The sequence below is a fragment of the Gammaproteobacteria bacterium genome (assembly GCA_013003425.1).
In the GTDB taxonomy this organism is placed as follows: Bacteria; Pseudomonadota; Gammaproteobacteria; order Steroidobacterales; family JABDKV01; genus JABDJB01.
In genome coordinates, this window is sequence record JABDJB010000016.1 from 15,556 (window position 1) to 41,153 (window position 25,598).

The following is a 25,598-nucleotide window of genomic DNA, read 5'->3' on the forward strand; positions in this document are numbered from 1 at the left end:
GGGCGCGCGTGGCGACAAAAGAAATTCGCGTTCCGGATCTGGGCGATTTCGCCAACGTCGAGGTCATCGAGGTGTTGGTGAAAGCGGGCGATACCGTTGCTGCAGAAGATCCACTCATTACGCTTGAGACCGACAAGGCAACGATGGACGTGCCGGCACCGTTCGCCGGAAAAATCGGCGTTGTGCGGGTGAATGTCGGCGACCGTGTGTCCAGGAATGACCTCATCGCGATGGCCGAGGTCGACGAAGCGGAGACGGGTGATGTGCAGGCCTCCCCGGCGCCGGCTGCAGCGCAAGCCGCAACGGACAACCGCGTCGTCGAGGTGCCGGATATCGGCGATTTTGAAGGTGTCGACGTCATCGAGGTGCACGTCACAGCAGGGCAGGCGGTAGCAGCGGAGGAATCCCTGATCACGCTCGAAACGGACAAGGCGGCAATGGACGTGCCATCGCCGTATGCCGGCGAGATCGTGGAGATGCTGGTGAAAGTCGGCGACAAGGTGTCGCAGGGCGATCGCATAGCAATGCTCAGTGCGGTGGCCGGAACGAGTACGGCGGCCGCGAGTAATGAGAAACCGGCTGCGAAAATGCAGCCCGCGGTAGACGCTTCCGAGGCTGTCACGATTGCGCAGCAGCCCGCACCAAAAGCTCCGGTCGGCGGTCTGCCGCAAATCGACGAATCTTCCTTTGCCACTGCTCACGCCGGCCCTTCGGTACGTCGTTTCGCCCGTGACCTGGGTGTCGACCTGGGGCGGGTCAGCGGTAGCGGGCGCAAGGGCCGGGTAACACGCGACGATGTGACCGCCTTCGTCAAGGCGGTGATGACCGGTTCAATGCCAGCTGCGGTGGCAGCACTGCCGGAAGTGCCAAAGGTGGACTTTGCCAAATTCGGCGAAGTCGAAGTAAAGAAACTCAGCCGTATACAGAAGATTTCCGGGCCGCGGCTGCACGCCAGCTGGGTCAACCTGCCGCATGTCACACAGCATGACCTGGCCGATATCACCGAGCTCGAGCAAAACCGCAAAAAGCTCAAGCCAAAAGCGGCCGAGCAGGGCGCCAGGCTCACGCCGCTGGCGTTTTTCGTCAAGGCCTGTGCTGCTGCATTGCAGGAGTTCCCCGGTTTTAATGCGTCGCTCGATCATGCCGGCGACAACCTGGTGCTGAAAAAGTATTGTCACATCGGCTTTGCTGCCGACACGCCGAACGGACTGGTCGTGCCGGTCATTCGCGATGCAGACCAGAAAGACCTGTTGCAGATTGCCATCGAACTCGGTGAGCTGGCTGGCCAGGCGCGTGACGGCAAGCTGCCGGGTGAGGCGATGCGCGGTGGCTGTTTCACTATTTCCAGTCTGGGCGGTATTGGCGGAACCGCGTTCACGCCAATCATCAATGCGCCGGAAGTAGCCATCCTGGGCATATCGCGGGCAGCCATGCAGCCGGTCTGGCTGGACGGCGAGTTTCAGCCACGGCTCATGGTCCCGCTGTCGCTGAGCTATGACCATCGTGTCATTGATGGTGCTGCAGCGGTTCGATTCACGACGTTTCTCGGCCAGGTGCTGGCCGACCCGGCGTCACTGATACCTGACAGTCTCAAATGAGCGCGGGTATATCGATCCGGGTCCCGGACATTGGTGATTTCACCAACGTCGATGTCATTGAGGTGCACGTCAGCGCGGGCGACACGGTTGCGGCGGAAGATCCACTGATCACGCTGGAGACCGACAAAGCGGCGATGGATATTCCCGCGCCGCAATCCGGCACAGTCGGCGAAGTCAGCCTGGCCGTGGGCGACAAGGCTTCTGAGGGAACTCTGGTATGCCTGCTGCAGCCATCAGAGACTGCAACAGATACGCCGGCTGCAGCTATGCAGGATGTCGCGCAGGATGTCACGCAGGAGGCGGCGCCGGTGGCGGGTGGTTACACCGGAAAAGTTGATCTGACCACGCAGCTTGTTGCCCTTGGGGCCGGCGTTGGCGGTTATGCCGCAGCCTTTCGCGCTGCGGATTCAGGTCTGCAGGTCACGTTGGTCGATCGCTGGCCGACGCTGGGCGGAGTATGTCTTAATGTCGGCTGCATCCCGTCCAAAGCCTATCTGCATGCGGCGAAAGTTATTGAAGACGCCGCGCATATGGCCGGGCAGGGGATAACTTTCGGGCCGCCTGAAATCGACCATGAAAAGCTTCGTGGCTGGAAAGACCAGGTTGTCAAAAAGCTGACCGGTGGCCTGGCTGGGCTGGCGAAACAGCGGAAAGTTGATGTCATCCAGGGAGAGGCGCGGTTTCTTTCACCGCACCACCTGGAAATAACGGGGCCGGATGGTACCCGCGTACTGCAGTTCGAGCAGTGCGTGATTGCTGCGGGCTCGGAACCGGCCCGGCTGCCGTTTCAGCCTGACGATGAGCGCATACTCGACTCGACCAGTGCGCTCGAGCTCGAGGGATTGCCGGAATCGATGCTGGTCATCGGTGGGGGAATTATCGGCCTGGAAATGGCCACGGTGTACTCGGCGCTCGGCACGAAAATTACTGTGGTCGAGCTGACCGACAAGCTGATTCCTGAATGTGATCAGGACCTGGTGCGCCCGCTGCGTAAACGCATTGCAAAGCAGTACCAGGATATCTATCTCGGTACCAGCGTGACCGGCATGAAGGCTGGCAAGAAAGGAATTACGGTCACGTTCGAGGGCAAAGACGCCCCGGCCGAGGCAACCTATGACAGGGTCCTGGTGGCCATTGGCCGCAAACCCAATGGCGCGTTGCTGGACGCCGAAAACGCTGGAGTCGTTGTCGACGATCGCGGGTTTATCAGTGTCGACAGGCAGATGCGTACCAACGTGTCTCACATATTCGCGGTTGGTGACATCGTCGGCCAGCCGATGCTTGCTCATAAAGGTACCCACCAGGGACGTGTCGCTGCAGAAGTCGCCGCCGGGCACAAGGTGGCGTTCGATGCACGGGTCATCCCCTCGGTTGCGTATACCGACCCGGAAATAGCCTGGGTGGGGATAACCGAAAACGAGGCAAAAGCAGCCGGCATTGACTACGGCAAGGGCGTATTCCCGTGGGCGGCCAGCGGGCGCTCTCTTGGCATGGGTCGCGATGAGGGCAGCACCAAGCTGCTGTTCGACGAGGACACCGGACAAATCATCGGGGCAGGTATCGTCGGCCCGCATGCCGGTGACCTGATCTCCGAGTGTGCGCTGGCAATCGAGATGGGTTGTGATGCAGAAGACCTGGGCTTGACCATCCATCCACATCCAACCCTGTCCGAGACGGTAATGATGGCGGCAGAGATGTTCGAGGGTACGATTATCGATCTCTACGCGCCGAAGAAAAAAAAGAAGAAGAAATAGATGCGGCATCTGATGCTTGTGGTCCTGCTGGCCGGACTGTTCGGTTGCGAGATCGGAAGCTCTGACGACTGCTGTGACATCAGGCTTGTCACCGAAGTACCCCCGGACAGTGGCGCTGTGTTTATGACCGGCAACCTGCCACAGCTGGGGCCGTGGCGGCCCGATGGCCAGCTCATGAGCGGTGACGGCGAAATACGGACTACCATTATCAGGGTGGCCCGCGGTCAAACCTTCGAGTACAAGTTCACATTGGGCAGCTGGGATCGCGAGGCGCTAAACGCTGACGGGCATGTCCCGGCAAATTTCTCTGTCCTGGCAGATGCTCACAAGGAGGTCACTCACCGGATTACCCGGTTCAAGCCCGATCCGCTGACCTATTTTGACGACTGGCGGGCAGCAGGGATCAAGGGGCGAATGGAATTCTGGCCCAACATCGAGTCAGTATTTCTGGATCCGCTGCGGCACGTGGAAATCTGGTTGCCACCCGGTTATGACGACAGCGACAGCAAACGTTATCCGGTGCTGTACGCACACGATGGTCAGAATCTTTTCGATCCGCGACGCGCCAGCACTGGCGTTGACTGGGGTGTCGACGAGACAATCGTGCGGCTGGCGCGCGAAGGGCAAATTGATCCACCTATCGTCGTTGGTATCTGGAGCAGCGCGGATCGTGGCATGGAATACTCTCCCTGGCATGATGCACCGGAGTACGCACGCTTTCTCATCGAAGAACTGAAGCCACGTGTAGACCGGCAATTTCGCACCCTGACCGATGCTGCCAGCACGGCCACAATGGGCGCGTCACTGGGTGGGCTGATTTCGTATTATCTTGTGACCCATCATCCGGAAGTTTTTGGCGCGTGTGGTTGTATGTCGACGCACTTTCCGATTTCCGAGCATGTCTATGCGCAGTTCTTTGCCAATGCCGACAAGAAAAACTCCGATCGAATGCCCTATATCCTGCGTGATATCGCCGCCGGTGCGACCGTGCCTGATGGCGCACGCTACTGGTTCGACTACGGCGGCCACGGGCTGGATGCACAATACGGCGAGACCCACCAGGCCGTCCGGGAGTGGTTGCTCGCGCAGGGCAAGACAGAGGATGTCGATTTCGTGATTCGGGAGTACCCGCAGGCTGACCACAATGAGGCCTCCTGGCGTGCCCGCCTGGCAGACCCGCTGACATTCCTGTTTGGTCGGTAGGAGCGGCTTCAGCCGCGAACACCAGAATCGCGCCGGGTGTGTGAGTGACCAGCCGCGACTGTTTTTGCTGGCTGTCCCGGCTCAGGCCGCGCTGACCTGGTTCGACGGCATCACATCCGGATAGAGCTCGTTGAGCGGTACGGACTTGCCGTCTTCGCCAACGATGCGGCAGTGCATGCGCCGCAGCTGGCGCGGTTCTGAAACGCCGCAGGAATGCGCTATGACTCCTACCTCGTGAATCATGTTTTTAGCGTACTGGCCGACCCGCACTGCCTTGTCCTGCGAATCCAGCCCGGCCTGCAGCCGCTTGTCATGCGTCGTGATGCCGGTCGGGCAGGTGTTCTTGTTGCACTGCATAGCCTGGATGCAACCCAGCGCAAACATGAAACCGCGAGCAGAAACAACAAAGTCCGCACCCGCGCAAAGGGCCCAGGCAACCTGCGCGGGCGTGACCAGCTTGCCGCTGGCGATGACAGGGATGCGATCGTTGAGTTCGTAACGGTTGATGATGTCCACCACCATCGGCAGGCTCTCGCGTATCGGCAGGCCCATGAAATCAATCAGGCTCATCGGTGCCGCACCGGTGCCGCCGTCCGCGCTATCGACGGTAATAAAGTCGGGTGCCGAGTCGCGGCCGCGCAGGTGAATTTCCTCGCACATCTCCTCGAGCCAGCCATAAGCGCCGATCACTGCCTTGAAGCCGACCGGTTTTCCGGTGACGCGGCGGATTCGGGCAATCATGTCGAGCAGGTCTGCAGTGCTGTCAATTTCAACATGGCGATTCGGACTGATCGAGTCCTCGCCAACCGGTATGCCGCGGATGGCGGCGATCGTCTTATTAACTTTCTCGCCGGGCAGTATTCCGCCTTTGCCCGGTTTCGCGCCCTGGCTCAGCTTGAGTTCGATCATCCTGACCTGCTCATGGGCAGCGGCCTCGCGCAGCTTGTCATCAGACAGGTTGCCGTCTGCATCGCGTACCCCGTACTTGGCCGTGCCGATCTGGAACACGACATCGCAGCCGGATTCCAGGTGCACAGGAGCCAGGCCGCCCTCGCCGGTGTTAAGCCAGATGCCGGCTTTGTTTGCGCCGTGCGACAGGGCGCGCACGGCTGGCGTGGACAAGGCACCGTAGCTCATGGCTGAAATATTAAAAAAGGACGGAGCGTCGTAAGGGTGTTTGCAGTTCGCGCCGATCACCATGCTGGCCGGGCTGGCGGCATCCTTGTCCAGCGTTGGGTAGGGACAGTTGACGAACATGATAGACCCGAGCGGCTTCATGTCGCGGGTTGAGCCAAACGCAACGGTGTTGTCCACGTTCTTGGCGGCACGGTAGACCCATGAGCGCTCCGCGCGATTGAACGGCATTTCCTCGCGATCGAGGGCAAAGAAATACTGGCGGAAAAATTCGCCGAGGTGTTCGAACCAGTAACGGAACCTGCCGATGACCGGAAAGTTGCGCCGGATTGCGTGCTTTTTCTGCGTCCGGTCGATCACATACATCACGATGATCGCCAGCAATGCCACGCCGACAACCAGAATAAACAGTCCGGCCATAATTTGTAGTGTCCGGAACACAAATCCCATCGGCTCCATCAAATGCTCTCCTTGTCGTTTGCCAGCTCTGGTGCGTCAGCAACGCTGGTTTTATTCGCGCCGGCTGCGCGACAGCAGGTGGTCGAGGCTGATTCTGCCGGCACCCGTGAACAGCAGTGCCAGCAACATTACGAGGTAGGTAACGGCCCACTCGACGCCACTGTTTGACACCACGAAACTGCCTTTTTCGGTAAGCCACTCGTAGTTGGCGTTGTCCCGCAGGATATCTTTGGCCCGGTCCAGTCGCTTCGATGCTTCGCCGGCATCATCCGCCTCGATCCCGAATGTGTACTTGCTGGCATAAGGGCTCTGTGCGTCATGCACGGCCTGCCAGCCGTTTTCCAGGTGGACTGTCCCCATAGCGACGATCATCGTGGCGATAAGCGGGATACTTATCCAGCGGGTCGCCAGGCCCAGTAACAGCAGCACCCCGCCGGCCACTTCGGTGGCGGTAGCGAGGAAAGCCATCAGCCCCGGGAATGGCAGGCCCAGGCCCCAGTCATCGTTACCAAACCAGTTGACGACATTTTCGAAGCCACCGACCTTGTTCATGCCGGCAACCCAGAACACCGGTGCAAGGTACAGTCGCAGCGCCAGCGGACCCAGCCAGTCAAACCTGTTGAGCCAGTCAACCACGGTGTCGTTCAGACGGTGCATGCCTGCGGCAATACCCATAGTGCTCTCCCAGCTGAAAATTCAGGACTTCACGGTGCCCAGGATGACGTCGTGCCGGTGCAGGCGCTCGAGGATGTCGCGACCTGCATCGATAATAGCGGTGGCATCCTCATGACCAATTTCACCGGCGATCTGGCTGAGCAGCTCGCACCCGGTGCGTGCTTCCTGGCGTTCGATGAGCTCGATCAGGCGCGCAGTGACAGCATTGATTTCGAGAAAACCAATCTTGTCACCCTGGTCGCGGTAGACCACCAGGAAAGTTGCGTCCTCGCCGGGCTCGTCGGGCATGAAATCCGGGCTGATGCGGTGTACCGGGTAGGTATAAGCCAGCGACCAGCTGGTTGGTGAAATTACCGGAACGCCCTCGATCAGGTCGCCACGCGGGTCGACGGCTTCCATGTCCGGTTCCACTTCCAGAATCGCAACGGCAAGCTCGGACCATTCGTAATGCGCCAGCTCCAGCATGAAGGCCGGCTCGTCATCGGCCAGCTCATGCTCTTCCTGCAGGTAAGTAATAAACTCCTGAGGCATTTCCAGGAAAAGCGGCGTATGTGATTGATGTTTCGCAAAATACTTGCGGAGCAACCGGTGCCAATGGCTGTCACTGAGGACCTTGCGCAGGATCGGGAAGGTACCCGCAAGCAGGCTCTGGACATTGTTGTAGAACAGCTCGCGATAAATCGCCAGCCGCCGGTCCTCGATACCCGCTGGCGCCGGGTTGCCCTGCGGGTCACGGATGTGGGCGGCAAATTCGTATTGCAGCTGCTGAAACTGTGGTTTATCCGACATCGATAGTTGCTTCCGGCGTGGTTTCTTTCACGCGCTGTTTTTCCTGCAGGTCGCGAATGATGTCGACTTCCTGCATCAACTCAGGCAGCGGTGGAATGTTGAAATCGCGCTCCAGCAGGGTGGGTATCACGCCGAATTCATCGTAGGCGGCGGCCAGCAGCGACCAGACCGGGTCGCATACGTCTGACCCGTGAGTGTCGACGCGCAGGTCCTCGGCTTCGACGAAATGCCCGGCGACGTGCAGGTACATGATGCGATCTGCGGGCATGGCGCGCAGGAACTCCTCCGCATCGTAACCATGATTGATGCTGTTGACGTAGATGTTGTTGACATCCAGCAGCAGTTTGCAATCCGCCTCCTGCAGTATTGCATTGATAAACTCGATTTCCTCGATTTCCTTGCCTGGCGCGGCGTAGTAGGAGACGTTTTCGATCGCGATTTGCCGATCGAGAATATCCTGGGTACGCCTGATACGGTCAGCAACGTAGGAGACGGCCTCCGTGGTAAACGGGATCGGCATCAGGTCATACAGGTGCCCGTCATCCGTGCAGTAACTGAGGTGCTCGGTGTAGGCGCGAATCCCGTGATCGTCGAGAAAGCCCTTCAGCCGCAGCAGGAACTCTTCGTCCAGCGGTGACGGCCCGCCCAGTGACAGGGACAGCCCATGACTGACAAAGGGAAAGCGCTCGGTGAAATAGCGAAACTTCCGTCCGAGGGAGCCGCCGACACCGATCCAGTTTTCCGGCGCGACTTCGAGAAAATCCACCTGGTCCGGAGGGTTCTCGCGTAGCGGCGTGAGCATGGTGCGGCGCAGTCCGATTCCTGCGCCATGGACCGGGTAGTCTGTGTCAGTCATCGTGTCTCCAGACGGCTGGGGTAGCAGACCGGCCGTAGCGCGATTCTATTACAACAACTGCTGTACCGCCCGCAGATAGGCCTGTTCGTCCGGCATCGAGCCGCTGCGTTGCGCCTCGATCAGCATTTCCGCCAGGCAATCGAGCATCCGATGCTCGGCCTGGTGCGCATCCCCCTCACGCAGGCTCAGCCGCTGCCAGGCGGCGCTGATGCCGGCCGGGCGATCCACGCTGAGCTGCTCGCGAATGCTTATGTGCATGGCCATGTGCAGGAACGGATTGGTCTGGCCCTGTTCGACCGTATAGTCCCGGTCAATGTCGCCAGCGCCCAGCAGCTTGTGATACTCGGGATGTTCAGCAATAACCGCAGCAATCACCTGCTCCATCGGCGCAAGGGGCATGCCTGCCTGCGTCTTCCGGTACGTGTCGACAAATACCTGGCGCATGTCGTTGCGATCGCCATACAGCATGGCGGCAGTATGCCGGATTGCAGACTCAGGCGGGCGTCTTGCGGCGATACTCGCACAAATCGGCTATTGCACAATCCGGGCAGTCCGGCTTGCGCGCTTTGCAGACATAGCGGCCATGCAGGATCAGCCAGTGGTGGCAATGCTGGCGAAACTGCTCCGGTACCAGCCGGAGCAGCCGCTTTTCCACCTCCAGTGGCGTCTTTCCCGGTGCAATGCCGGTACGGTTAGACACCCGGAAGATATGGGTATCGACCGCTATCGTCGGGTGGCCGAACGCGGTGTTCAGGACCACGTTGGCAGTCTTGCGGCCCACTCCCGGCAACGCCTCGAGAGCAGCGCGATCCTCCGGCACCTGGCCATCATGCTGCTCCAGAAGTATCCGGCAGGTGGCGATGATGTTTTTCGCTTTGCTGTTGTACAAACCGATGGTGCGGATATAGGGGGTGAGTCCGGCAACACCGAGGTCCAGGATTTTCTGCGGGGTATTGGCAACGGCAAACAGCTTTTCTGTCGCCTTGTTCACGCTGACATCGGTGGCCTGTGCTGACAGGATTACTGACACCAGGAGTTCGAACGGGTTGCTGTAAACCAGTTCGGTGGTCGGGTGTGGATCGGCAGCGCGCAGCCGCGAGAAAATTTCTGTGCGCTTGTCGCGGTTCACTCTGCTGTCGCTTGCGTCTCGGCGACCGGCAGGGCGGCTGCGATCTCTCGCCCCGCCAGCACATTGCGCAGTGCAATCAGCAGACCAACGATGATAAAAGCGCCTGGCGGCAATGCGGCGATGATAAATCCGCTGTCGAACAACTGGATGGCTGCGCTGCGCCATGTCTCGCCAAACAGCATGTGCGCGTCCGCCAGGATGGAACCCCGGCCCACCATCTCCCGCACCGTCCCGGTCACCACCAGCACCAGCATGAATCCGGCTCCCGTCATCAGGCCGTCCAGCGCGGCACGCAACGGGTCGGTGCGCGAGGCGAAGACTTCGGCCCGCGCCAGTATTGCGCAGTTGCTGACAATGAGCGGCACAAAAATACCCAGCTCGCGATGCAGTTCGAAAAACCTGGCGTGCATGAAAAGGTCGACCAGGGTTACCAGGCCGGCGATGACCAGGACAAACAGTGCAATACGGGTTTCAGGCCTTAGCACCGGTCGCGCAAGCGAGGCAAAGACGTTTGACAGCAGCAATACGGCCATTGTGGCGACACCCAGGCCGATAGCGTTGACAGTGGTGGTGGTTACTGCCAGCAGCGGGCACAGGCCCAGCATCTGTACCTGACCGGAATTGTTGCGCCACAGCCCGTCCCGGATGATGTCTGTTAGCGGTTTTGTCATCATGTTGAGGGAGTCTCTGCGAACAGCTGCTCGCGATTGGCCTGGAAGTATAGTAGTGCGTCGCGTACCGCCCTGACCACCGCACGCGGCGTGATGGTTGCGCCGGTAAACTGGTCGAATTTACCGCCATCGCTCTTTACTGCCCATTCCTGCACCGGCGGATTGCCTAACGCCTTTCCGTCGAAGGTCAGAATCCAGTTGGAGCGCCGGGTGTCGATCTGATCGCCCAGTCCCGGCGTCTCACGGTGTTCGACCGCCCGCACGCCGGCAACCGTGCCGTCGTGGTTTATGCCGACCAGTAGCTGGATGGCGCCACTGTAACCTTGTGGTGCCACCACGCGCATGATTAATGCGACCGGCATGCCATTGCTGCGTGCGCGGTAAACCGTCACTGGCTCTTCACTGCCCAGCAACTCGGGGTCCAGCGCCTGCGTGGTGTCATCGAACAGCGAGTTGTCGTAGCGCTCCGCCGGCACAATTTCGTGCAGAACACGCAGCCGGTAGTTACGCTCATTGAGTGCTATTTCCGCCGCAGTCTGTTGCCAGGTCAGCGCTGCTGCCGCTGCGACTATCGCTGCCAGTATCAGCAGCGCTACCAGACCCGGCCAGCTGGCGCCTTTAGTCATCGCGCGCTCCATACGGTTTCGGTATCGTGAAATAGTCAATCGCAGGTACGGCCACGTTCATGATCAACACGGCAAAGGCAATGCCGTCGGGGTATGCCGCCCAGGTGCGGATGATGTAAGCAATCACGCCGATACCAAAACCGTAGATCAGCCGGCCGCGCAGGCTGGTGGCTGCCGAGACCGGGTCAGTCGCGATAAAAAAAGCGCCCAGCATTGTTGCGCCAGTAGTCAGGTGAAACAGCGGAGACGGATTGCGGTCCGCATCAGCAAGGTAGAAAAGCGTCGCCATCAACGCCAGTCCGGCGATAACAGCGAGCGGAATATGCCAGCGGATAATGCCGCGCGCCAGCATATAGATACCGCCCGCAGCAACGGCAAGATTGATCCACAGCCAGGCACCGACGATTGATCCATGCATGGTGGGATTGGCGTTTATTTCGCTCATCGTCATCGCGCGGCTCAGGTCGCTCTGCACCTGGTCGAGCGGTGTTGCCGAAGTGATCGCATCCCAGCCGGCAGCCGGGGGCGTTGACGCGAATATCGCCGCCAGTGTCTGACCGACACTGAGTCCGTCGCCAGCACCGCGTGGCGCAATCCACAGATCTGCCATCTCCGTCGGAAAAGCTATCAACAGCAGAACATAGCCGGCCATCGCGGGATTGAAGGGATTAAAGCCGAGGCCGCCGTACAGATGTTTGGCAAACACAATGGCAAACAGGGTGCCGGTCACCGTAACGTACCAGGGTGTCAGCGACGGCAGCGCGAACGCCAATAGAGCAGCGGTAACTACCGCGCTGTAGTCAGACAGATACAGGCGAACGTCGCGCCGGCGCAGCCGCAATATGGCAGCTTCACTGGCGAGCGCAACGGCACACGCAATGGCCACGTTAACGATAAGACCGGCGCCAAAGTACCAGGTGTAGACAACCACCGCGGGTATCAGCGCATAGAGCACTTCGCGCATCACCTGCGGCACGGGGCGCGCGGAGATGATGTGCGGAGCCGGCTCGACCTGGAATTTCATTGCGTCTCGGTACGGTCGCGCCGCGCCTCTTTCTGCCTGACCCGTGTCATGACATCGGTAATTACCTTGCGGCGCTTGTGTATATCAGCTGCGGCTGCGGCCTTGCGTTTCTTCGCGGCAATACGCGCGGCCCTGTCCTGCGCAGCATCTGCCAGGCGCCGGTTGCGATCCTCATAGCGTTGTCGCGCCAGGGCGGCCCGCTCGCGGTCGGCATCCTGCACGGCAATTTCGGCTTTGGCAAAACGGAAATGCTGTGCCAGCCGAATATTGCTCGGACAGACATAGTCGCAGCAACCGCATTCGATGCAGTCGAATATGTTATAGCGCTCAAGTTTTTCCAGATCGTGTGAACCGGCGTGCCAGTACAGCTGCTGCGGCAGCAGCCGGGACGGGCAAACCCGTGCGCACTCACCGCAGCGGATGCATGGTCGTATGTCTTTTGACGAGCGTCCCTGGTCAGCCGTCATGGCCAGGATCGAGTTACAAGCCTTGACGACCGGGATATTGTCATCGCCCACTGCGAAACCCATCATGGCGCCGCCAACGACCAGGCGATCCACATCGCTGGTATAACCGCCGCACAGCTCGACAAGGCTGCTGACCGGGGTTCCGAGCCGGGCAATAATGTTTGCGGGGCGGGCGATCGCATCGCCGCACACCGATACGATGCGCTCAGTCAACGGCCGGCCAGTGGTGACGGCAGTGTTTATTGCCGCGGCGGTAGCGACATTGAGGCAGACGAAGCCGATATCGAGCGGCAGACCGCGGCTGGGCACTTCGCGACCGCTGAGCGCCTGGATCAGCTGTCTTTCCGATCCTTCCGGGTAGATAGCCGGCACCCGGACCACCTCGAAGCGATCATCATCGAATTCCTCTACCGCCAGACGCAGGGCAGCTTCGCTTTCCGGTTTGTCCTCCTCGATGCCGATAATGCAGCGGTTGACCTGCAGGATATGCAGCACTATCCGGGCTCCGGCAATGATGTCGGTGGCGTAGCGACGCATCAGCGCTTCATCGCAACTGATTTGCGGGTCGCATTCAGCACCGTTAAGGATCAGCGTGTGGACGTTGATATCGGCGCGTGCTGTCAGCTTGGTGGACGTCGGGAAAACGGCGCCACCGAGTCCGACTATGCCGGCCTCGCGGACCCGTTGCCTGACCCGCACGGGATCTTCGGTGTGGTAGTCGCCGACTACCGGATGTAGCTCACACCATTCATCTTTGCCATCCGCCTCGATCGTAATACACGGTGCGCTGAGTCCGGACGGATGCGGCACGGGCTGCTCATCAATGGCGATTACCGTGCCGGATGTAGTGGCATGAATGTTGGCACTGATAAAGCCATCGGCAACGGCAATCTGCTGGCCACGCAGCACGCGCTGGCCGGGCTTGACGCAGGGGATCGCCGGTAAGCCGGCATGCTGTGTGAGTGGTAGCACCACGTGTGGCGGTGGTGGCGCGGTCTCCAACGGTTGTCCGGCGAGCTCGTGTTTGTCAGTCGGCAGATACAGTCCGCCGTAAAAACCCGACGGCCTGCGCGTTGGCGTCAGCACGTCTCCGACGGGGGCCTCGTCGAGGTCCAGCAGGTTAGCTTTCGCCTGATCCTGGTTCATGACAGCTGATCGAGCCGCGCCTCGGGTTCACGTCGCGGTCGTGGCCGTTTCCATGCGCGCAGCCCGCTCACGGCAGGTTCCATGGCAATGCAATCTACGGGACAGACAGGGACGCACAGGGTGCAGCCGGTACACTCCTGGGCGATGACCGTGTGCATCATTTTTCGTGCGCCGATAATGGCATCGACCGGACAGGCCAGAATGCACTTTTTGCAGCCGATACAGGCGGACTCATCAATCAGCGCAATTTCCCGGGGTTTAGTGCTGCCAAATTGCGGGTCAAGCGGCAGCGGTGCTCGACCGAGAAGTTTTGCCAGTTCGCGTATGGTGATCTCGCCGCCAGGCGGGCAGCGGTTGATTTTGGCATCGCCACGAAAGACTGCCTCGGCATACGGGCGACAGCCCGGGTAGCCGCACTGGCCGCATTGCGTTTGTGGCAGCAACTGGTCTATTGCATCAGTTACCGGGCTGCCCTGCGGGCGCAGCACGCGCGTCACGAGCATCAGAGCGAGGCCGATCAGCATCGCGATGCCAACCAGAAAGAGCATTGCAGCGGTCATCTCAGGTACTGATCAGCCCGGTGAATCCCATAAAAGCGAGTGACATTATCCCTGCCGTGATCATGGCTATGGCGGCGCCACGGAACGGACGAGGTACATCGGCCACGGCTACCCGTTCCCTGATCGCGGCGAACAGGACCAGCACAAGCGAAAACCCGGCGCCCGCGCCAAACCCGTAGAACACCGAATGCAGGAAACTGTGCGACTCCTGTGCGTTTAGCAGCACGATACCCAGGATTGCACAGTTGCTGGCCACCAGCGGCAGAAAAATTCCCAGCAGCTGGTGCAGCAAAGGATCGACCTTCAGCACCATAAGCTCGGTGAGTTTCGCCACCGCCGCGATAACAAGTATGAAAGTGATTATTCGCAGGTAGTCCAGGTCGAGCGGCAGAAGCACGTATCGCTCGACCAGAAAGGCGAGCGCTGCCGCAAGCGTCAAAACGAAAGTCGTGGCAAGTGACATGCCTATCGCGGTTTCCAGCTTGGCAGATGTACCAAATACCGGGCAAAGACCAAGAAAACGGGTCAGCACCAGGTTATTCACCAGCACTGCACCGACCAGAATCAGCAGTAAGTCGTTCATCGCACCCGCATGCCGGGCGTGGCGCCGCTGTCCGGGCTGACCAGGAATATCTCGCTGTCACCCGGGCCGGCAGCCAGCACCATGCCCTCGGACGTACCAAAACGCATCTTGCGTGGCTTGAGATTGGCCACGACCACGGTCAGGCGGCCCTCCAGCTGGTGTGGCTCATAGGCTGTGCGGATGCCGGCAAAAACCGTGCGTTGCCCGTCACCAATATCCAGCTGCAGCCGCAACAGCTTGTCGGCACCGTCAACCAGCTCGGCGCTGACGATCTTTGCAACGCGCAGGTCGACTTCCAGGAACTGGTCGATACTGATATCGCCGTCCTGTTTTTCCACCGGCGCGGATTTCGCTGCAGGCACGTCGTCAGTTTCGGTCGACAGCATTTTTTCTACCTGCTCGAGATCCATGCGCCTGATGATCGGCTTGAACTTGTTGACCGGGGCATCAAGCAACGGGGTACCGGCATCGGCCCAGGTCAACGGGGCGCTGGCAAACAACTCCTCGCTGGCGGCAGCAATGTCTGGCAACACCGGCTTCAAATAGACAATCAGCGTGCGATAAAGATTCATCCCCTGCGTGCAGACAGCGTGTACTTCCTGCTGCCGCGTTTGATCCTTTATGGCCTGCCAGGGCTTGTGCTCGTCAATGTAACGATTGGCCACGTCGGCCAGCGTCATGATGCGACGCATCGCCCTTGAATACTCGCGCGCTTCGTAAAGAGCTGCAATTTCGTCACCAGCTGCTGCAAATTGCTCGAACAGCTCGGGCGCTGGCAATTGTTCGGCCAGTCGGCCGTCGAATTTCCTGCTGATAAAGCCGGCACAGCGACTGGCGATGTTTACCAGCTTGCCGACGACGTCGGAGTTTACGCGCTGCACAAAGTCCTCGAGGTTGAGGTCTATATCGTCGACCCCTGACCCGAGCTTGGCTGCGTAGTAGTAGCGCAGGTACTCCGGTGAGAGGTTGTCGAGATACTGTCGTGCCGTTATGAACGTCCGGCGGCGCTTGGACATCTTTTGTCCGTTTACGGTGAGAAAACCATGCACATAAACAGAGGACGGAATACGAAACCCTGCACCGCGCAGTACGGCCGGCCAGAACAGGCAATGGAAGTAGACGATGTCCTTACCGATGAAGTGATAAACCTCGGTGTCGCTTCCAGGCGCCCAGAAGTCATCGAATTCCAGCTCCGGAGTGCGGTCGCAGAGATTTTTGAAGCTGGCCATATAGCCGACCGGGGCATCGAGCCAGACGTAGAAATAGTGATCGGGCAGTCCGGGAACGGCAAAGCCGAAGTAGGGCGCATCGCGCGAAATGTCCCAGTCCTGCAGGCCGGCATCGAACCATTCCTCCAGCTTGCGCGCGACGCTGTCGTGCAGCGTACCAACCCACTGGCGCAGCATCGGGGAAAAGTCCGCGAGGCGAAAAAACAGGTGTTCGGATTCGCGTTCGACCGGGGCAGTACCGGAAATAACTGACACGGCATCTTTCAGTTCTGCCGGGCTGTAAGTGGCGCCACACGATTCGCAGCTGTCGCCAAACTGATCGGGAGTATCGCAGTTGGGGCAGGTGCCGCGCACGTAACGATCCGGCAAAAACATGCCTTCTTTTTCATCGTATGCCTGGACGATGGTGCGCCGGTCAATGTGCCCATTCTGGTCCAGCGTGCGAAAAATATTCTCCATCAACTCGCGATTTTCATCGGAGTGGGTGGTGTGGTAGTTGTCGAAGCTGATGCCGAAGTCGTCGAAGTCGCGCTGGTGTTCTGCAAAAAATCGGGCGATCAGCTGTTCCGGCGTAATGCCCTCATCGCGCGCTGCGAGCATGATCGGGGTGCCGTGCGCGTCGTCTGCGCAGACAAATATGCACTGGTGGCCGCGCAGTCGCTGAAAACGCACCCAGATATCGCACTGGATGTGTTCGACCATATGCCCCAGGTGTAAGGAGCCATTGGCATAGGGCAGGGCCGTCGTGACCAGGATGCGGCGGTTTTCGCTCATAAATGACACCAGCACCGCATGATGCGGCGCAGCGATTATGCCATGCCGCGCAGGTTTATGCCGCTGTAGCTCAGGCTGCGCCGGGCGGCGCGTAGTCCTTGAAATTCTGCTTGTTGAAGGCTTTCTCGTAGGCAGCTTCGCCGGTGATCATGCGTTGCTGTACCAGCCGTTTCAGCGCCGAGTCCATGGTCTGCATACCGGACTGGGCACCGGCCTGCATAGTCGTTTCGAGCTGGTCGAGTTTGCCCTGCCGTATCAGGTTGGCGACCGCCGAGTTGTTGACCAGGATTTCCAGCGCGGCAATACGTCCGCCGCCATCTTTCTTGCGGATCAGCTGCTGCGAAATAACGCCACGCAGTGATGTGGAGATCATCGATCGTATATGGGCCTGCTTGTCGGACGGAAAGGTGTTGACGATGCGGTCGATTGTCGGCGGCGCGCCATTCGTGTGCAGCGTACCCATCACAAGTATGCCGGTTTCGGCTGCCGTTACCGCGATGCTCATGGTTTCCAGGTCGCGCATTTCGCCCACCAGGATTACATCGGGGTCTTCGCGTAACGCCGAATGCAGCGCGGCGGCAAAACTCGGTGTGTGGACGCCCACTTCACGCTGGCTGATCAGGCACTGTTTGCGGTCGTGGGTGAACTCGATCGGGTCCTCGATGGTAACGATATGGCCCTTTTTCGTCGTATTGATGTGGTCGATCATTGCGGCCAGCGTGGTGGATTTGCCCGACCCGGTCTTGCCGGTCACAAGGATCAGCCCCTGCGGGTGCTTGCACAGGTCGCGGGCAACGCGTGGCATCTTGAGCTCGTCGAGCGTCAGCGCGGTTTCGGGTATTGCCCGGAACACTGCGCCAAGGCCGTTGAGGTGACGCAGCACGTTTACGCGAAAACGACCCTTTCCGGGTAGCTCGTAGGCAAAATCCGCGCCTTCGTGTTCCTCAAGTTCCTTGCGTGCCTTTGGCGTCATGATGGTATCGAGCGACTGACGCACTTTTTCTGCATCCAGCCGATGCTCGGTCAGCGGCTGCAGTTCGCCGTATTGCCGTATGCGCGGCGGGTCGCCAGCCATGTAGTGCAGGTCGGAAGCTTCCCGCTCCAGCGTCATGGTCAGCAGATCGCTGATTGTCGCCATCAGCCGGCCACCGTGCCCTTGTCGGCACCGGGTCCACCGGCCAGGTCCTCGTCCGTGACAAAGCGACGAAACGGCTGCTTGTCGCTGGCGTACGAATAGGCATCGTTTGGATCGATCTCTTTGCGCTGTACGGCATCGAGCAGGGCCTGGTCGAGCTGTTGCATGCCCAGGTGGCGACCGGTTTGCAGCTGGGACGGTATCTGGTGGGTCTGCTCGGTCGATATAAGCTTGCCGATTGCGCGTGTCATTACCATGATCTCAAGTACTGCCTTGCGGCCACGCATGTCGGCCGTCTTGCACAGTACCTGCGAGATCACGGCATTCAGGTTGGTCGACAGGAAGCTCTTGGTTTGCTCGCGCAGGTCGCTGGGTAACGCATCGATGATGCGGTCGATACTTTTTACTGCGCCAGTCGTATGCAGTGTGCCGAGCACCAGGTGACCGGTTTCGGCTGCCGTCATTGCCATCGATATGGTCTCGGCATCACGCATTTCGCCGACCAGGATGACGTCCGGATCTTCACGCAGCGCCGCACGCAGCCCGTCAGCAAAGCTTTCCAGGTGTGTGCCAAGTTCGCGTTGCACAACCTGTGATTTCTTGCTCGGATGCACGAATTCAATCGGGTCTTCCAGGCTGATGATATTCATCGCCTTGCTGGTATTGATGTAATCGAGCATCGACGCGAGCGTAGTAGATTTACCGGTACCGGTTGCCCCGGTGACCAGGATCATGCCCTGGTGATACTCGGTCAGGTCCCTGATGACGGGTGGCAAGCCGAGCTTTTCCAGATTCGGGATTTCCGTCGGGATGTAACGAAAGGTTGCCCCCACGCCGGTTGCCTTGCGGTAAAGGTTGACGCGGAATCTCGCGCCGTCCTCGGTCACATAGGAAAAATCGAGGTCGTTGCCGCCGCCAAACCTGTTCTGCTGATTCTGCGTGAGGATCTCGTTGACGTAGCTCTCCAGCTCGGTTCCCGAGAGGTCGCGGAACTTGATCGGCATCAGGTCGCCGCTCATCCGCAGCATCGGTGGCACGCCGACCGCCAGATGCACGTCTGAACATCCCTGTGCCAGGCCCAGTTTGAGAAACGAATCAATTCTGGCCACTGTATACCTCCAGCAACGATTCCAGCCCCTCACGAACTTCGTCCATGCTGGCGGGCCGCTCCATCTTGTCGACAGACATGATCCTGCCTGCCAGCGCAACAACGTCGTCGGGCAGTTTCGGGTTCGCCTCGCCGATCGGTTTGGCATTGCCCTGGACATGCTGGTACATCACAGCCATGTGATCGCCCTCGGTATAAGGCGGCTTGCCGGTGAGCAATTCGTAGAGGATCACGCCGAGGCTGTAGATATCGGCGCGCTGGTCGATTTTTTTGCCGAGGATCTGCTCCGGTGCCATGTACTTGGGCGAGCCGATAACGTAACCGGTCTTGGTCAGGCCACTGTCACCACCGCCATGCGCGGCGGCAACGCCAAAATCCACCACTTTGACAACACGCTCGTCGTTGACCAGAACATTCGCCGGTTTCAGGTCACGGTGCACAATTCCCACCTGGTGGGCGGCCGACATGCCGTTGGCGATGTCGGCGGTGATCATCAGTGCGCGGGGGATGTCCAGCGGCTTGCGCGGCGCCATCTCGGCACTGAGGGCATGCGACGGAAAGTACTCCATGGAGATGGCATATAAGCCGGACAGGTGAACAAAATCGTAGATGCGGATCACATTTTGGTGCGTGATCTTGCGCGAGAAGCGCAGTTCGTGGACGAAACGCTGCAGCATCTCCTCATCGTCGGCAATAGCCTTGTTGAGGAACTTCAGCACCAGTCGCTCCGCTACCACCGTGTCTTCGACCAGGATTACGGTGCCGAATGCGCCTTTACCGATCTGCTGGATGAACTGGTAGCGGTTTTCGATGATGTCGCCGGGATTCAACGCGTTCAGGTCGATCATCGGCGCAGATTTTGCCGCTTCGATAGCCTCATTGGCGTTGATGAACATCGTGTGCGCCGGCTCGACCATTTGCGCGGCCTTCAGATTCTCTGCAACAGCGGTAGCGGAGAAGCGGGCGTCAAGATCCTCGCGGGCACGTTCAGCGGCGTGAGCCACGTTCTGGTCGGCGTCGGCCGTGAGGGCATGAATGCGCTCCATTACTGATTCGGCATTCACGTCGTCAGTAATCTTTGCCATCGCGCGCAGGGCTTCAATTCGAACCTCCGCCTCCGGCCGGCCCAGCAGCGGGGCAATATTGGTCAGCGCCTGCTGATCGGCGAGTACGGCTATCGCGCGCAACGCACTGGGCACTGACTTGGCTTCGCCGCTGAGCATGCCGATTATTGCCGGCAGCGCTCGCTTGTCACCGATTTCCGCCAGCGCGTCGGCGGCGCGTTCGCGTACCCACCAGTCATCGTCACGAGTTGCCTCGATCAGGAATTTTACGGCGCGCTCATCTTTTGTGGCGTTGAGAATCTCTATTGCGGCGCGCCGGATAGACTCGTCTTTGTCCTTTATGAGCTGCAGCACTGAATCGACAACTTTGGGACCGCCGATCTTTGCCAGCGCGTCGGTCGCACGCGAGCGCACCCACCAGTCGCTGTCCTTCAGCGCATCGAGCAGCGTCTTGATGGCGTTACTATCGCCGACTTCGTTCAGGACCTCGACGGCCGAGCGCCGTGAATACTCGTTCTCGCTCTGCAGCGCGCCGAGCAAATGCTTGACGGTATCCGGATGGTTGACCCGGATCATCACATCGACCGCCTTGTTCTGCACCTCGATTTCCGGATCTTCCAGCAGCTTGCCGAGTAAGGAAATATCCAGGCCCTCGGCCATTTTTGACAGCGCAGACAAGGCCGCCTGGCGTACCAGCTTGCTGCGATCGGTCAGCTGCTTCTGTAATGCCTGTTGCACGTCGCCGCGACGAAAGCGCGACAGGATATGAATAATGTGAACTCGCACCATGGCATCCTTGCCAGTCAGCCGGTCGATAAGTTCCGGCACCATGGTGTCGTTGGCCATTTCACCGACCAGCTTCATGCAGGCTTCTTTTTTGTTTGGCGCGAGGTCGTAAGCGGCGATCAGCAGCCGGCGGGCATCCACCTTGTCCTTGTGCGCGCTAAGCACCTGGATAAGCGTGGAGCCAGGGATGTCTTCGTCGTCGAGCAGGTCGAGCAGACGATTGGGATCGTAGGTAGTGCGACTGGTCAGGGCCCAGGCGACACCGGAGACCACGCGCTGGCTGTCGCTCTTCAGCGCCTCGATATATTCGGGCAGTGTTTTCTCATTGAGCAACTGCGCGAGTATGTCGATGAAGGTAATAGTCTGTTCTTTGTCGGCCGTGCTGAGCGCCTCGACGACATGACTGACCGCAGCCGGGCCGAGGCCAACGATCTTGTCAGAGATCGCCTTGACGTCAGCCGACTCGTCGCCATGACGCCGTACGGCAACCAGCTGATCGACAAGTTTCTCGGCCTTGATGCTGCGAAGGAACTTCATCGCGGTCCCTGAATCTCCATTTGCTGTTCGCCTGGCGGCGCGGTCGCCGCGGTGCCGGATCGCTGAGTCCTGTTTGCAGCGATCGGTATTCTACATGGTATCGCTAAGTCATTGTTCGTGAAAGGCTGGGATTATCGCGGTCCGGCATTTCGCTGCTGGCCGGGCCTGCCTGCAGGCTGATTGACTTTACCGGGTGCGGCGTCTCAAATGCGCGGATCAGAAAGATCTATCAGCAGGACTCGTGGAAAATACCGAACAACAGATTGAAAGCGCCCTGGCGGGCTATGTCGACCCGTATACCGGCAGTGACCTGGCCAGCAGTGGCGCAATTGAGAATATTACATTCACTGACGGCACTGCAGAGCTGCTAATAAAGCTCGGTTATGCGGCTGGCCGCCATCATGACGCGCTCGTAGCGGCGCTGAAGGCACCGCTGCTTGAGCTCGATGCAGTCGACAATGTCCGTATCGAGATCAGAACGGAGATTACGCCGCATGCCGTTCAGGGCCAGCTCAAGCCTATGCCCGGTGTCAGCAACGTAATTGCAGTGGCTTCAGGCAAGGGCGGCGTAGGAAAGTCAACGACAGCGGTTAACATTGCGCTGGCATTCGCTGCCGATGGTGCACGAGCAGGCATCCTGGACGCCGATATCTATGGTCCGAGCCAGCCGCGCATGCTGGGCAAGCGCGGTGAACGCCCGGAAAGCCGTGATGGCAAAAGTCTCGAGCCGGTCAGCGCGCACGGTATCGCCAGCATGTCGATCGGCTACCTGATCGATGAGGACCAGCCGATGGTCTGGCGGGGGCCAATGGTGACACAGGCGCTCAGCCAGCTGATCAATGACACCAACTGGGGCGAACTGGATTACCTGGTGGTGGATATGCCACCCGGCACCGGCGACACGCAGTTGACCTTGTCCCAGCGGGTGCCGGTCAGCGGTGCCGTGATCGTTACCACGCCTCAGGATATTGCCCTGCTCGATGCCCGCAAGGGCCTGCGGATGTTCGAGAAAGTGGACGTGAACGTGCTGGGTGTAGTCGAGAACATGTCGACTCATATCTGTTCGCAGTGTGGGCACGAGGAGCCAGTATTCGGGACCGGGGGTGGCGAACGAATGGCGCAGGAATACGAAGTGCCGTTCCTCGGCGGGCTGCCGCTCGACATACGGATCCGTGAGCAGGCAGATTCCGGCAATCCAACTGTGGTCGCAGAGCCGGACAGTGAGCTGGCGCAGGCGTATTTTGACGTTGCGCGGCGTATCGGCGCACGGCTGGCACTGCAGGCGCGTGATTACAGCCGGCTGTTTCCGAAAATAGTAGTGGAGGAGTAGCGGTGACGATCAAGGCGGACTCGTGGATTAAACGAATGGCGCTTGAGCACGGCATGATCGAACCGTTCGAGCCGGCACAGGTGCGCAGCGGCGGCGACGGCAAGGTTATTTCTTATGGCGTGTCGAGCTATGGTTACGACGTGCGTTGCGCGCCGGACTTCAAGATTTTCACTAACATCAACACCGCAGTAGTGGACCCCAAGCAGTTCGACGAGAAGAGCTTCGTCGATATGGCCGGCGACACCTGTATTATCCCGCCCAATTCGTTTGCCCTGGCGCGGACTGTCGAGTATTTCCGCATCCCGCGAAATGTACTGACGATTTGTCTCGGTAAAAGCACCTACGCGCGCTGCGGCATTATTGTCAACGTTACGCCGCTGGAGCCGGAATGGGAGGGGCACGTGACCCTCGAGTTTTCAAACACCACGCCGTTACCGGCCAGGATTTATGCCAACGAGGGAGTCGCGCAGATGATCTTCATTGAGTCGGATGTGGCCTGCGACGTGTCCTATGCCGACAGGGCAGGCAAGTACCAGGGCCAGACCGGGGTGACGCTGCCGCGTTCGTAACTTATTCGTACGCGGTCAGTTCCAGCGTGCCTATCACCTTGCCGTCCTTCAGCTGCTCCATCTTGACTGGCAGGTAATTCAGTTCCGGGGCGCACCACAGGACTGATGCGCGGCTGGAACCGGGCCGCTGCCGCTCGACACGGACGGTATTGAAGCTGCCAGCCTCGACCTCGACGCGTTCTTCGCCCGTTACCTGAATCCGGTAAACTTTCTTGTCAAGCCGGTCAACAACGTTGTAGTTTTTTTCAGTTACGCCATTGGCAAGATCATTTGTCATGGCGATCTGCAGCAACTGCCGGTCGAGCAAGCCGTCGGTCAGCCCGATTGCCCGGGTTTCACCACGATACTCGGTGACGGCGCTCTGGTTGTTCCAGTCAAAGTCGATGGTGTTGCCACGCTTGTTGCGGCGTGTGCCGTCTTCGGCGACGAACGACACTGGTCGCAGCTGGCCCGCGTCGAGAGTAAATTCACTGCGATCGACCATATCGCGCGGCCGGGCCAGCCGTGCCAAACCCCTGGCGAGGGTGCGGCTTTCGAGGACATAGTGACCCTCACCGCTGTCACTGAGCGCCATCGTCATCTCACCACGCAGCCCGGAAAAGCTGGCACTGTAGTGGGCGGTGTATGGCGTCAATTCCATCGCGGTGAGGCTCGCTGGCAACAACAGCATGAGTAGCAGCAGTTTCATTTAATCTCCTGGTCCTCGGCATAGACCACCGGTCGGTGCAAACGTTCGCCGTCGAGCCACGCGATGCCGTCAGACATCTGCAGCCGGCCGGCAGCAAACCAGCTCACTACCAGCGGGTACAGCTTATGCTCCCGTTCCTGAACGCGTGCTGAAAGGCTGTTTTCGTCGTCATCGGCGTGCACACTGATCCGGGCCTGGGCGACCAGCGGGCCGCCATCCAGTTCATCTGTTACAAAATGAATACTACAGCCATGTGCCGCGTCACCGGCCTCCAGCACCCGGCGGTGGGTGTGCAGGCCGCGGTACAACGGTAGCAGTGACGGGTGAATATTGAGGGTGCGACCGTTGAAAGTGTGGACAAAAGCCGGCGAAAGAATACGCATGAAACCGGCCAGTATCACCAGCCCGGCGCCGCTCGCCGTAACCTGTCGCGCCAGTTCAGCGTCGAAGTCTTCGCGGGCTGCAAACTGCTCAGGGTCGACCAGCTGCGCAGGCAAACCGGCACGACGCGCCCGTTCCAGCCCATGGGCATCGGCGCGATCACTGATAACAGTGCTGATGGCGATGCCCGTCCGGGCTGCGCTGTCGATCAGCGACTGCAGGTTGGTGCCCGATCCGGAGATCAGTATCGCCGCGGGTAGCGGTGTACTTCTCACCACAGGTACTCGACACCATTGCCGGGAGCAATCCTGCCCAGCCGCCATGCCGTATCGCCGTGGCCCTCGAGCGTCGTCAATACCGCCTCGGCATTCTGTGGTGCGACGACCAGGACCATGCCTGCACCGCAGTTGAATGTGCGCATCATTTCCTGTCTGGAAACGTCACCGGTTTCACCCAGCCACGTGAAAATCCCGGGCATCTGCCAGCTGTTGCAGTCAATTTGTGCGCCGAGCCCGTCGGGCAGTATTCGCGGGACGTTGTCTGTCAGTCCGCCACCGGTGATGTGGGCGATACCGTGTACCAGGCGTTGCTGCAGCAGCGGTAGCAGCGCCTGCACATAGATTCTGGTTGGTTCGATCAGCGCCGATCCCAGCGTGCGCTCTCCAAATGGCGCATCAAGTCCGCTGCCACTGTCAGCCACGATGCGACGGATCAGTGAGTAACCATTGGAGTGTGGGCCTGAGCTGGCTATTGCGATCAGCTCGTCACCGCTGCTGATTGCGCTGCCGTCGATCAGGCAGTCGCGATCCACCACGCCGACGCAAAATCCTGCGAGGTCATAATCACCATCGCTGTACATGCCCGGAAGCTCCGCGGTTTCGCCGCCGATCAGTGCGGCACCCGCCTGTTTGCAGCCGTCAGCGATACCGGCAACAACGGCCGCGGCCGCGTCGACGTCCAGCTTGCCGGTGGCATAGTAGTCGAGAAAGAACAGTGGTTCGGCGCCCTGTACGACAATGTCGTTGACACACATTGCTACCAGGTCGATACCGATACCGTCGTGCCGGTTGAGTTCCATTGCCAGCTTGAGCTTGGTCCCGACGCCATCCGTTGCTGCCACCAGTACCGGTTCGCGATACTTGCTGCTGTCAAAACTGAACAGGCCGCCAAAACCGCCCAGTCCACCCAGGACTTCAGGACGGCGAGTCGCCGCGACGCTGTCACGGATGCGTTCGACCAGTCGGTTGCCGGCGTCTATATCCACGCCGGCATCGCGGTAGGTCAGGCCGGATTTGCTATTGCTCATGTGTATTACCGCGGTTC

Annotated in this window: 24 protein-coding genes; 5 read left to right on the top strand and 19 right to left on the bottom strand. The window is 59.6% G+C overall.

Features of this window, described 5'->3' with window-relative positions; translation table 11 throughout:
* The first annotated feature begins 8 nt into the window (after window positions 1-8).
* The 3 genes from aceF to HKN06_02770 are packed head-to-tail and all read left to right on the top strand — an operon-like array spanning window position 9 to window position 4,555.
* Window positions 9-1,598 (top strand): dihydrolipoyllysine-residue acetyltransferase, encoded by a 1,590-nt coding sequence (gene aceF / locus HKN06_02760; protein ID NNF60233.1) that lies wholly within the window; start codon window positions 9-11, stop codon window positions 1,596-1,598.
* Entirely contained in the window at window positions 1,595-3,352 is a 1,758-nt protein-coding gene (lpdA, locus tag HKN06_02765) for a dihydrolipoyl dehydrogenase (protein NNF60234.1), read from the top strand. The genes aceF and lpdA overlap by 4 nt, the downstream gene beginning before the upstream one ends.
* Window positions 3,353-4,555 (top strand): hypothetical protein, encoded by a 1,203-nt coding sequence (locus HKN06_02770; protein NNF60235.1) that lies wholly within the window; start codon window positions 3,353-3,355, stop codon window positions 4,553-4,555. It abuts the gene before it with no gap.
* Window positions 4,556-4,636: 81 nt separating this feature from the next.
* Here HKN06_02770 and HKN06_02775 read toward each other — a convergent pair whose 3' ends face one another.
* From HKN06_02775 to HKN06_02850, 16 genes are all read right to left on the bottom strand, one after another.
* Window positions 4,637-6,148: an FMN-binding glutamate synthase family protein gene (locus HKN06_02775; protein NNF60236.1), complete on the bottom strand. Its 1,512-nt coding sequence runs from the start codon at window positions 6,146-6,148 to the stop codon at window positions 4,637-4,639.
* A 51-nt stretch (window positions 6,149-6,199) separates the two neighbouring features.
* On the bottom strand, window positions 6,200-6,805 hold the full coding sequence (locus HKN06_02780) for a DoxX family protein (GenBank protein NNF60237.1): 606 nt from the start codon (window positions 6,803-6,805) through the stop codon (window positions 6,200-6,202).
* A 39-nt stretch (window positions 6,806-6,844) separates the two neighbouring features.
* Entirely contained in the window at window positions 6,845-7,612 is a 768-nt protein-coding gene (locus HKN06_02785; protein NNF60238.1) for a DUF2063 domain-containing protein, read from the bottom strand.
* Window positions 7,602-8,468 carry a DUF692 domain-containing protein gene (locus HKN06_02790; protein NNF60239.1) on the bottom strand — a complete coding sequence of 289 codons (867 nt, stop codon included), beginning with the start codon at window positions 8,466-8,468 and terminating at the stop codon, window positions 7,602-7,604. The genes HKN06_02785 and HKN06_02790 overlap by 11 nt, the downstream gene beginning before the upstream one ends.
* 48 nt (window positions 8,469-8,516) lie before the next feature.
* Window positions 8,517-8,936: a DUF1841 family protein gene (locus tag HKN06_02795; protein ID NNF60240.1), complete on the bottom strand. Its 420-nt coding sequence runs from the start codon at window positions 8,934-8,936 to the stop codon at window positions 8,517-8,519.
* 25 nt (window positions 8,937-8,961) lie between these two features.
* The gene (gene nth / locus HKN06_02800; GenBank protein ID NNF60241.1) at window positions 8,962-9,597 is read right to left on the bottom strand and encodes an endonuclease III; all 636 of its coding nucleotides are present in this window, start codon (window positions 9,595-9,597) and stop codon (window positions 8,962-8,964) included.
* On the bottom strand, window positions 9,594-10,268 hold the full coding sequence (locus tag HKN06_02805) for an electron transport complex subunit E (protein NNF60242.1): 675 nt from the start codon (window positions 10,266-10,268) through the stop codon (window positions 9,594-9,596). The genes nth and HKN06_02805 overlap by 4 nt, the downstream gene beginning before the upstream one ends.
* Entirely contained in the window at window positions 10,268-10,894 is a 627-nt protein-coding gene (gene rsxG / locus HKN06_02810) for an electron transport complex subunit RsxG (protein NNF60243.1), read from the bottom strand. The genes HKN06_02805 and rsxG overlap by 1 nt, the downstream gene beginning before the upstream one ends.
* Window positions 10,887-11,918: an RnfABCDGE type electron transport complex subunit D gene (locus HKN06_02815; GenBank protein ID NNF60244.1), complete on the bottom strand. Its 1,032-nt coding sequence runs from the start codon at window positions 11,916-11,918 to the stop codon at window positions 10,887-10,889. Before HKN06_02815 ends, rsxG begins: the two co-directional genes overlap by 8 nt.
* Window positions 11,915-13,531 (bottom strand): electron transport complex subunit RsxC, encoded by a 1,617-nt coding sequence (rsxC, locus tag HKN06_02820; GenBank protein NNF60245.1) that lies wholly within the window; start codon window positions 13,529-13,531, stop codon window positions 11,915-11,917. The genes HKN06_02815 and rsxC overlap by 4 nt, the downstream gene beginning before the upstream one ends.
* On the bottom strand, window positions 13,528-14,091 hold the full coding sequence (rsxB, locus tag HKN06_02825; GenBank protein ID NNF60246.1) for an electron transport complex subunit RsxB: 564 nt from the start codon (window positions 14,089-14,091) through the stop codon (window positions 13,528-13,530). The genes rsxC and rsxB overlap by 4 nt, the downstream gene beginning before the upstream one ends.
* 1 nt (window position 14,092) lies before the next feature.
* Entirely contained in the window at window positions 14,093-14,674 is a 582-nt protein-coding gene (gene rsxA / locus HKN06_02830; GenBank protein NNF60247.1) for an electron transport complex subunit RsxA, read from the bottom strand.
* The gene (gene metG / locus HKN06_02835) at window positions 14,671-16,677 is read right to left on the bottom strand and encodes a methionine--tRNA ligase (protein ID NNF60248.1); all 2,007 of its coding nucleotides are present in this window, start codon (window positions 16,675-16,677) and stop codon (window positions 14,671-14,673) included. Before metG ends, rsxA begins: the two co-directional genes overlap by 4 nt.
* A gap of 70 nt (window positions 16,678-16,747) precedes the next feature.
* The gene (locus tag HKN06_02840; protein NNF60249.1) at window positions 16,748-17,815 is read right to left on the bottom strand and encodes a type IV pilus twitching motility protein PilT; all 1,068 of its coding nucleotides are present in this window, start codon (window positions 17,813-17,815) and stop codon (window positions 16,748-16,750) included.
* Window positions 17,815-18,921 (bottom strand): PilT/PilU family type 4a pilus ATPase, encoded by a 1,107-nt coding sequence (locus tag HKN06_02845; protein ID NNF60250.1) that lies wholly within the window; start codon window positions 18,919-18,921, stop codon window positions 17,815-17,817. Before HKN06_02845 ends, HKN06_02840 begins: the two co-directional genes overlap by 1 nt.
* Window positions 18,908-21,307 carry a protein kinase gene (locus tag HKN06_02850; protein NNF60251.1) on the bottom strand — a complete coding sequence of 800 codons (2,400 nt, stop codon included), beginning with the start codon at window positions 21,305-21,307 and terminating at the stop codon, window positions 18,908-18,910. The genes HKN06_02845 and HKN06_02850 overlap by 14 nt, the downstream gene beginning before the upstream one ends.
* Before the next feature lie 193 nt (window positions 21,308-21,500).
* Here HKN06_02850 and apbC point away from each other — a divergent pair, with 193 nt between their 5' ends.
* Window positions 21,501-22,637, top strand: coding sequence for an iron-sulfur cluster carrier protein ApbC (gene apbC, locus HKN06_02855; protein NNF60252.1), 1,137 nt, complete (start codon window positions 21,501-21,503; stop codon window positions 22,635-22,637).
* Window positions 22,638-22,639: 2 nt separating this feature from the next.
* On the top strand, window positions 22,640-23,206 hold the full coding sequence (locus tag HKN06_02860) for a dCTP deaminase (protein ID NNF60253.1): 567 nt from the start codon (window positions 22,640-22,642) through the stop codon (window positions 23,204-23,206).
* Between the two features lies 1 nt (window position 23,207).
* Here the strand turns inward: HKN06_02860 and HKN06_02865 are convergent, their stop codons facing one another.
* The 3 genes from HKN06_02865 to purM are packed head-to-tail and all read right to left on the bottom strand — an operon-like array spanning window position 23,208 to window position 25,581.
* The gene (locus HKN06_02865; GenBank protein NNF60254.1) at window positions 23,208-23,894 is read right to left on the bottom strand and encodes a DUF3108 domain-containing protein; all 687 of its coding nucleotides are present in this window, start codon (window positions 23,892-23,894) and stop codon (window positions 23,208-23,210) included.
* A complete protein-coding gene (gene purN, locus HKN06_02870; protein ID NNF60255.1) occupies window positions 23,891-24,598 on the bottom strand; it encodes a phosphoribosylglycinamide formyltransferase in 708 nt (235 codons plus the stop codon). Before purN ends, HKN06_02865 begins: the two co-directional genes overlap by 4 nt.
* Entirely contained in the window at window positions 24,547-25,581 is a 1,035-nt protein-coding gene (gene purM / locus HKN06_02875) for a phosphoribosylformylglycinamidine cyclo-ligase (protein NNF60256.1), read from the bottom strand. Before purM ends, purN begins: the two co-directional genes overlap by 52 nt.
* Between the last annotated feature and the right edge of the window lie 17 nt (window positions 25,582-25,598).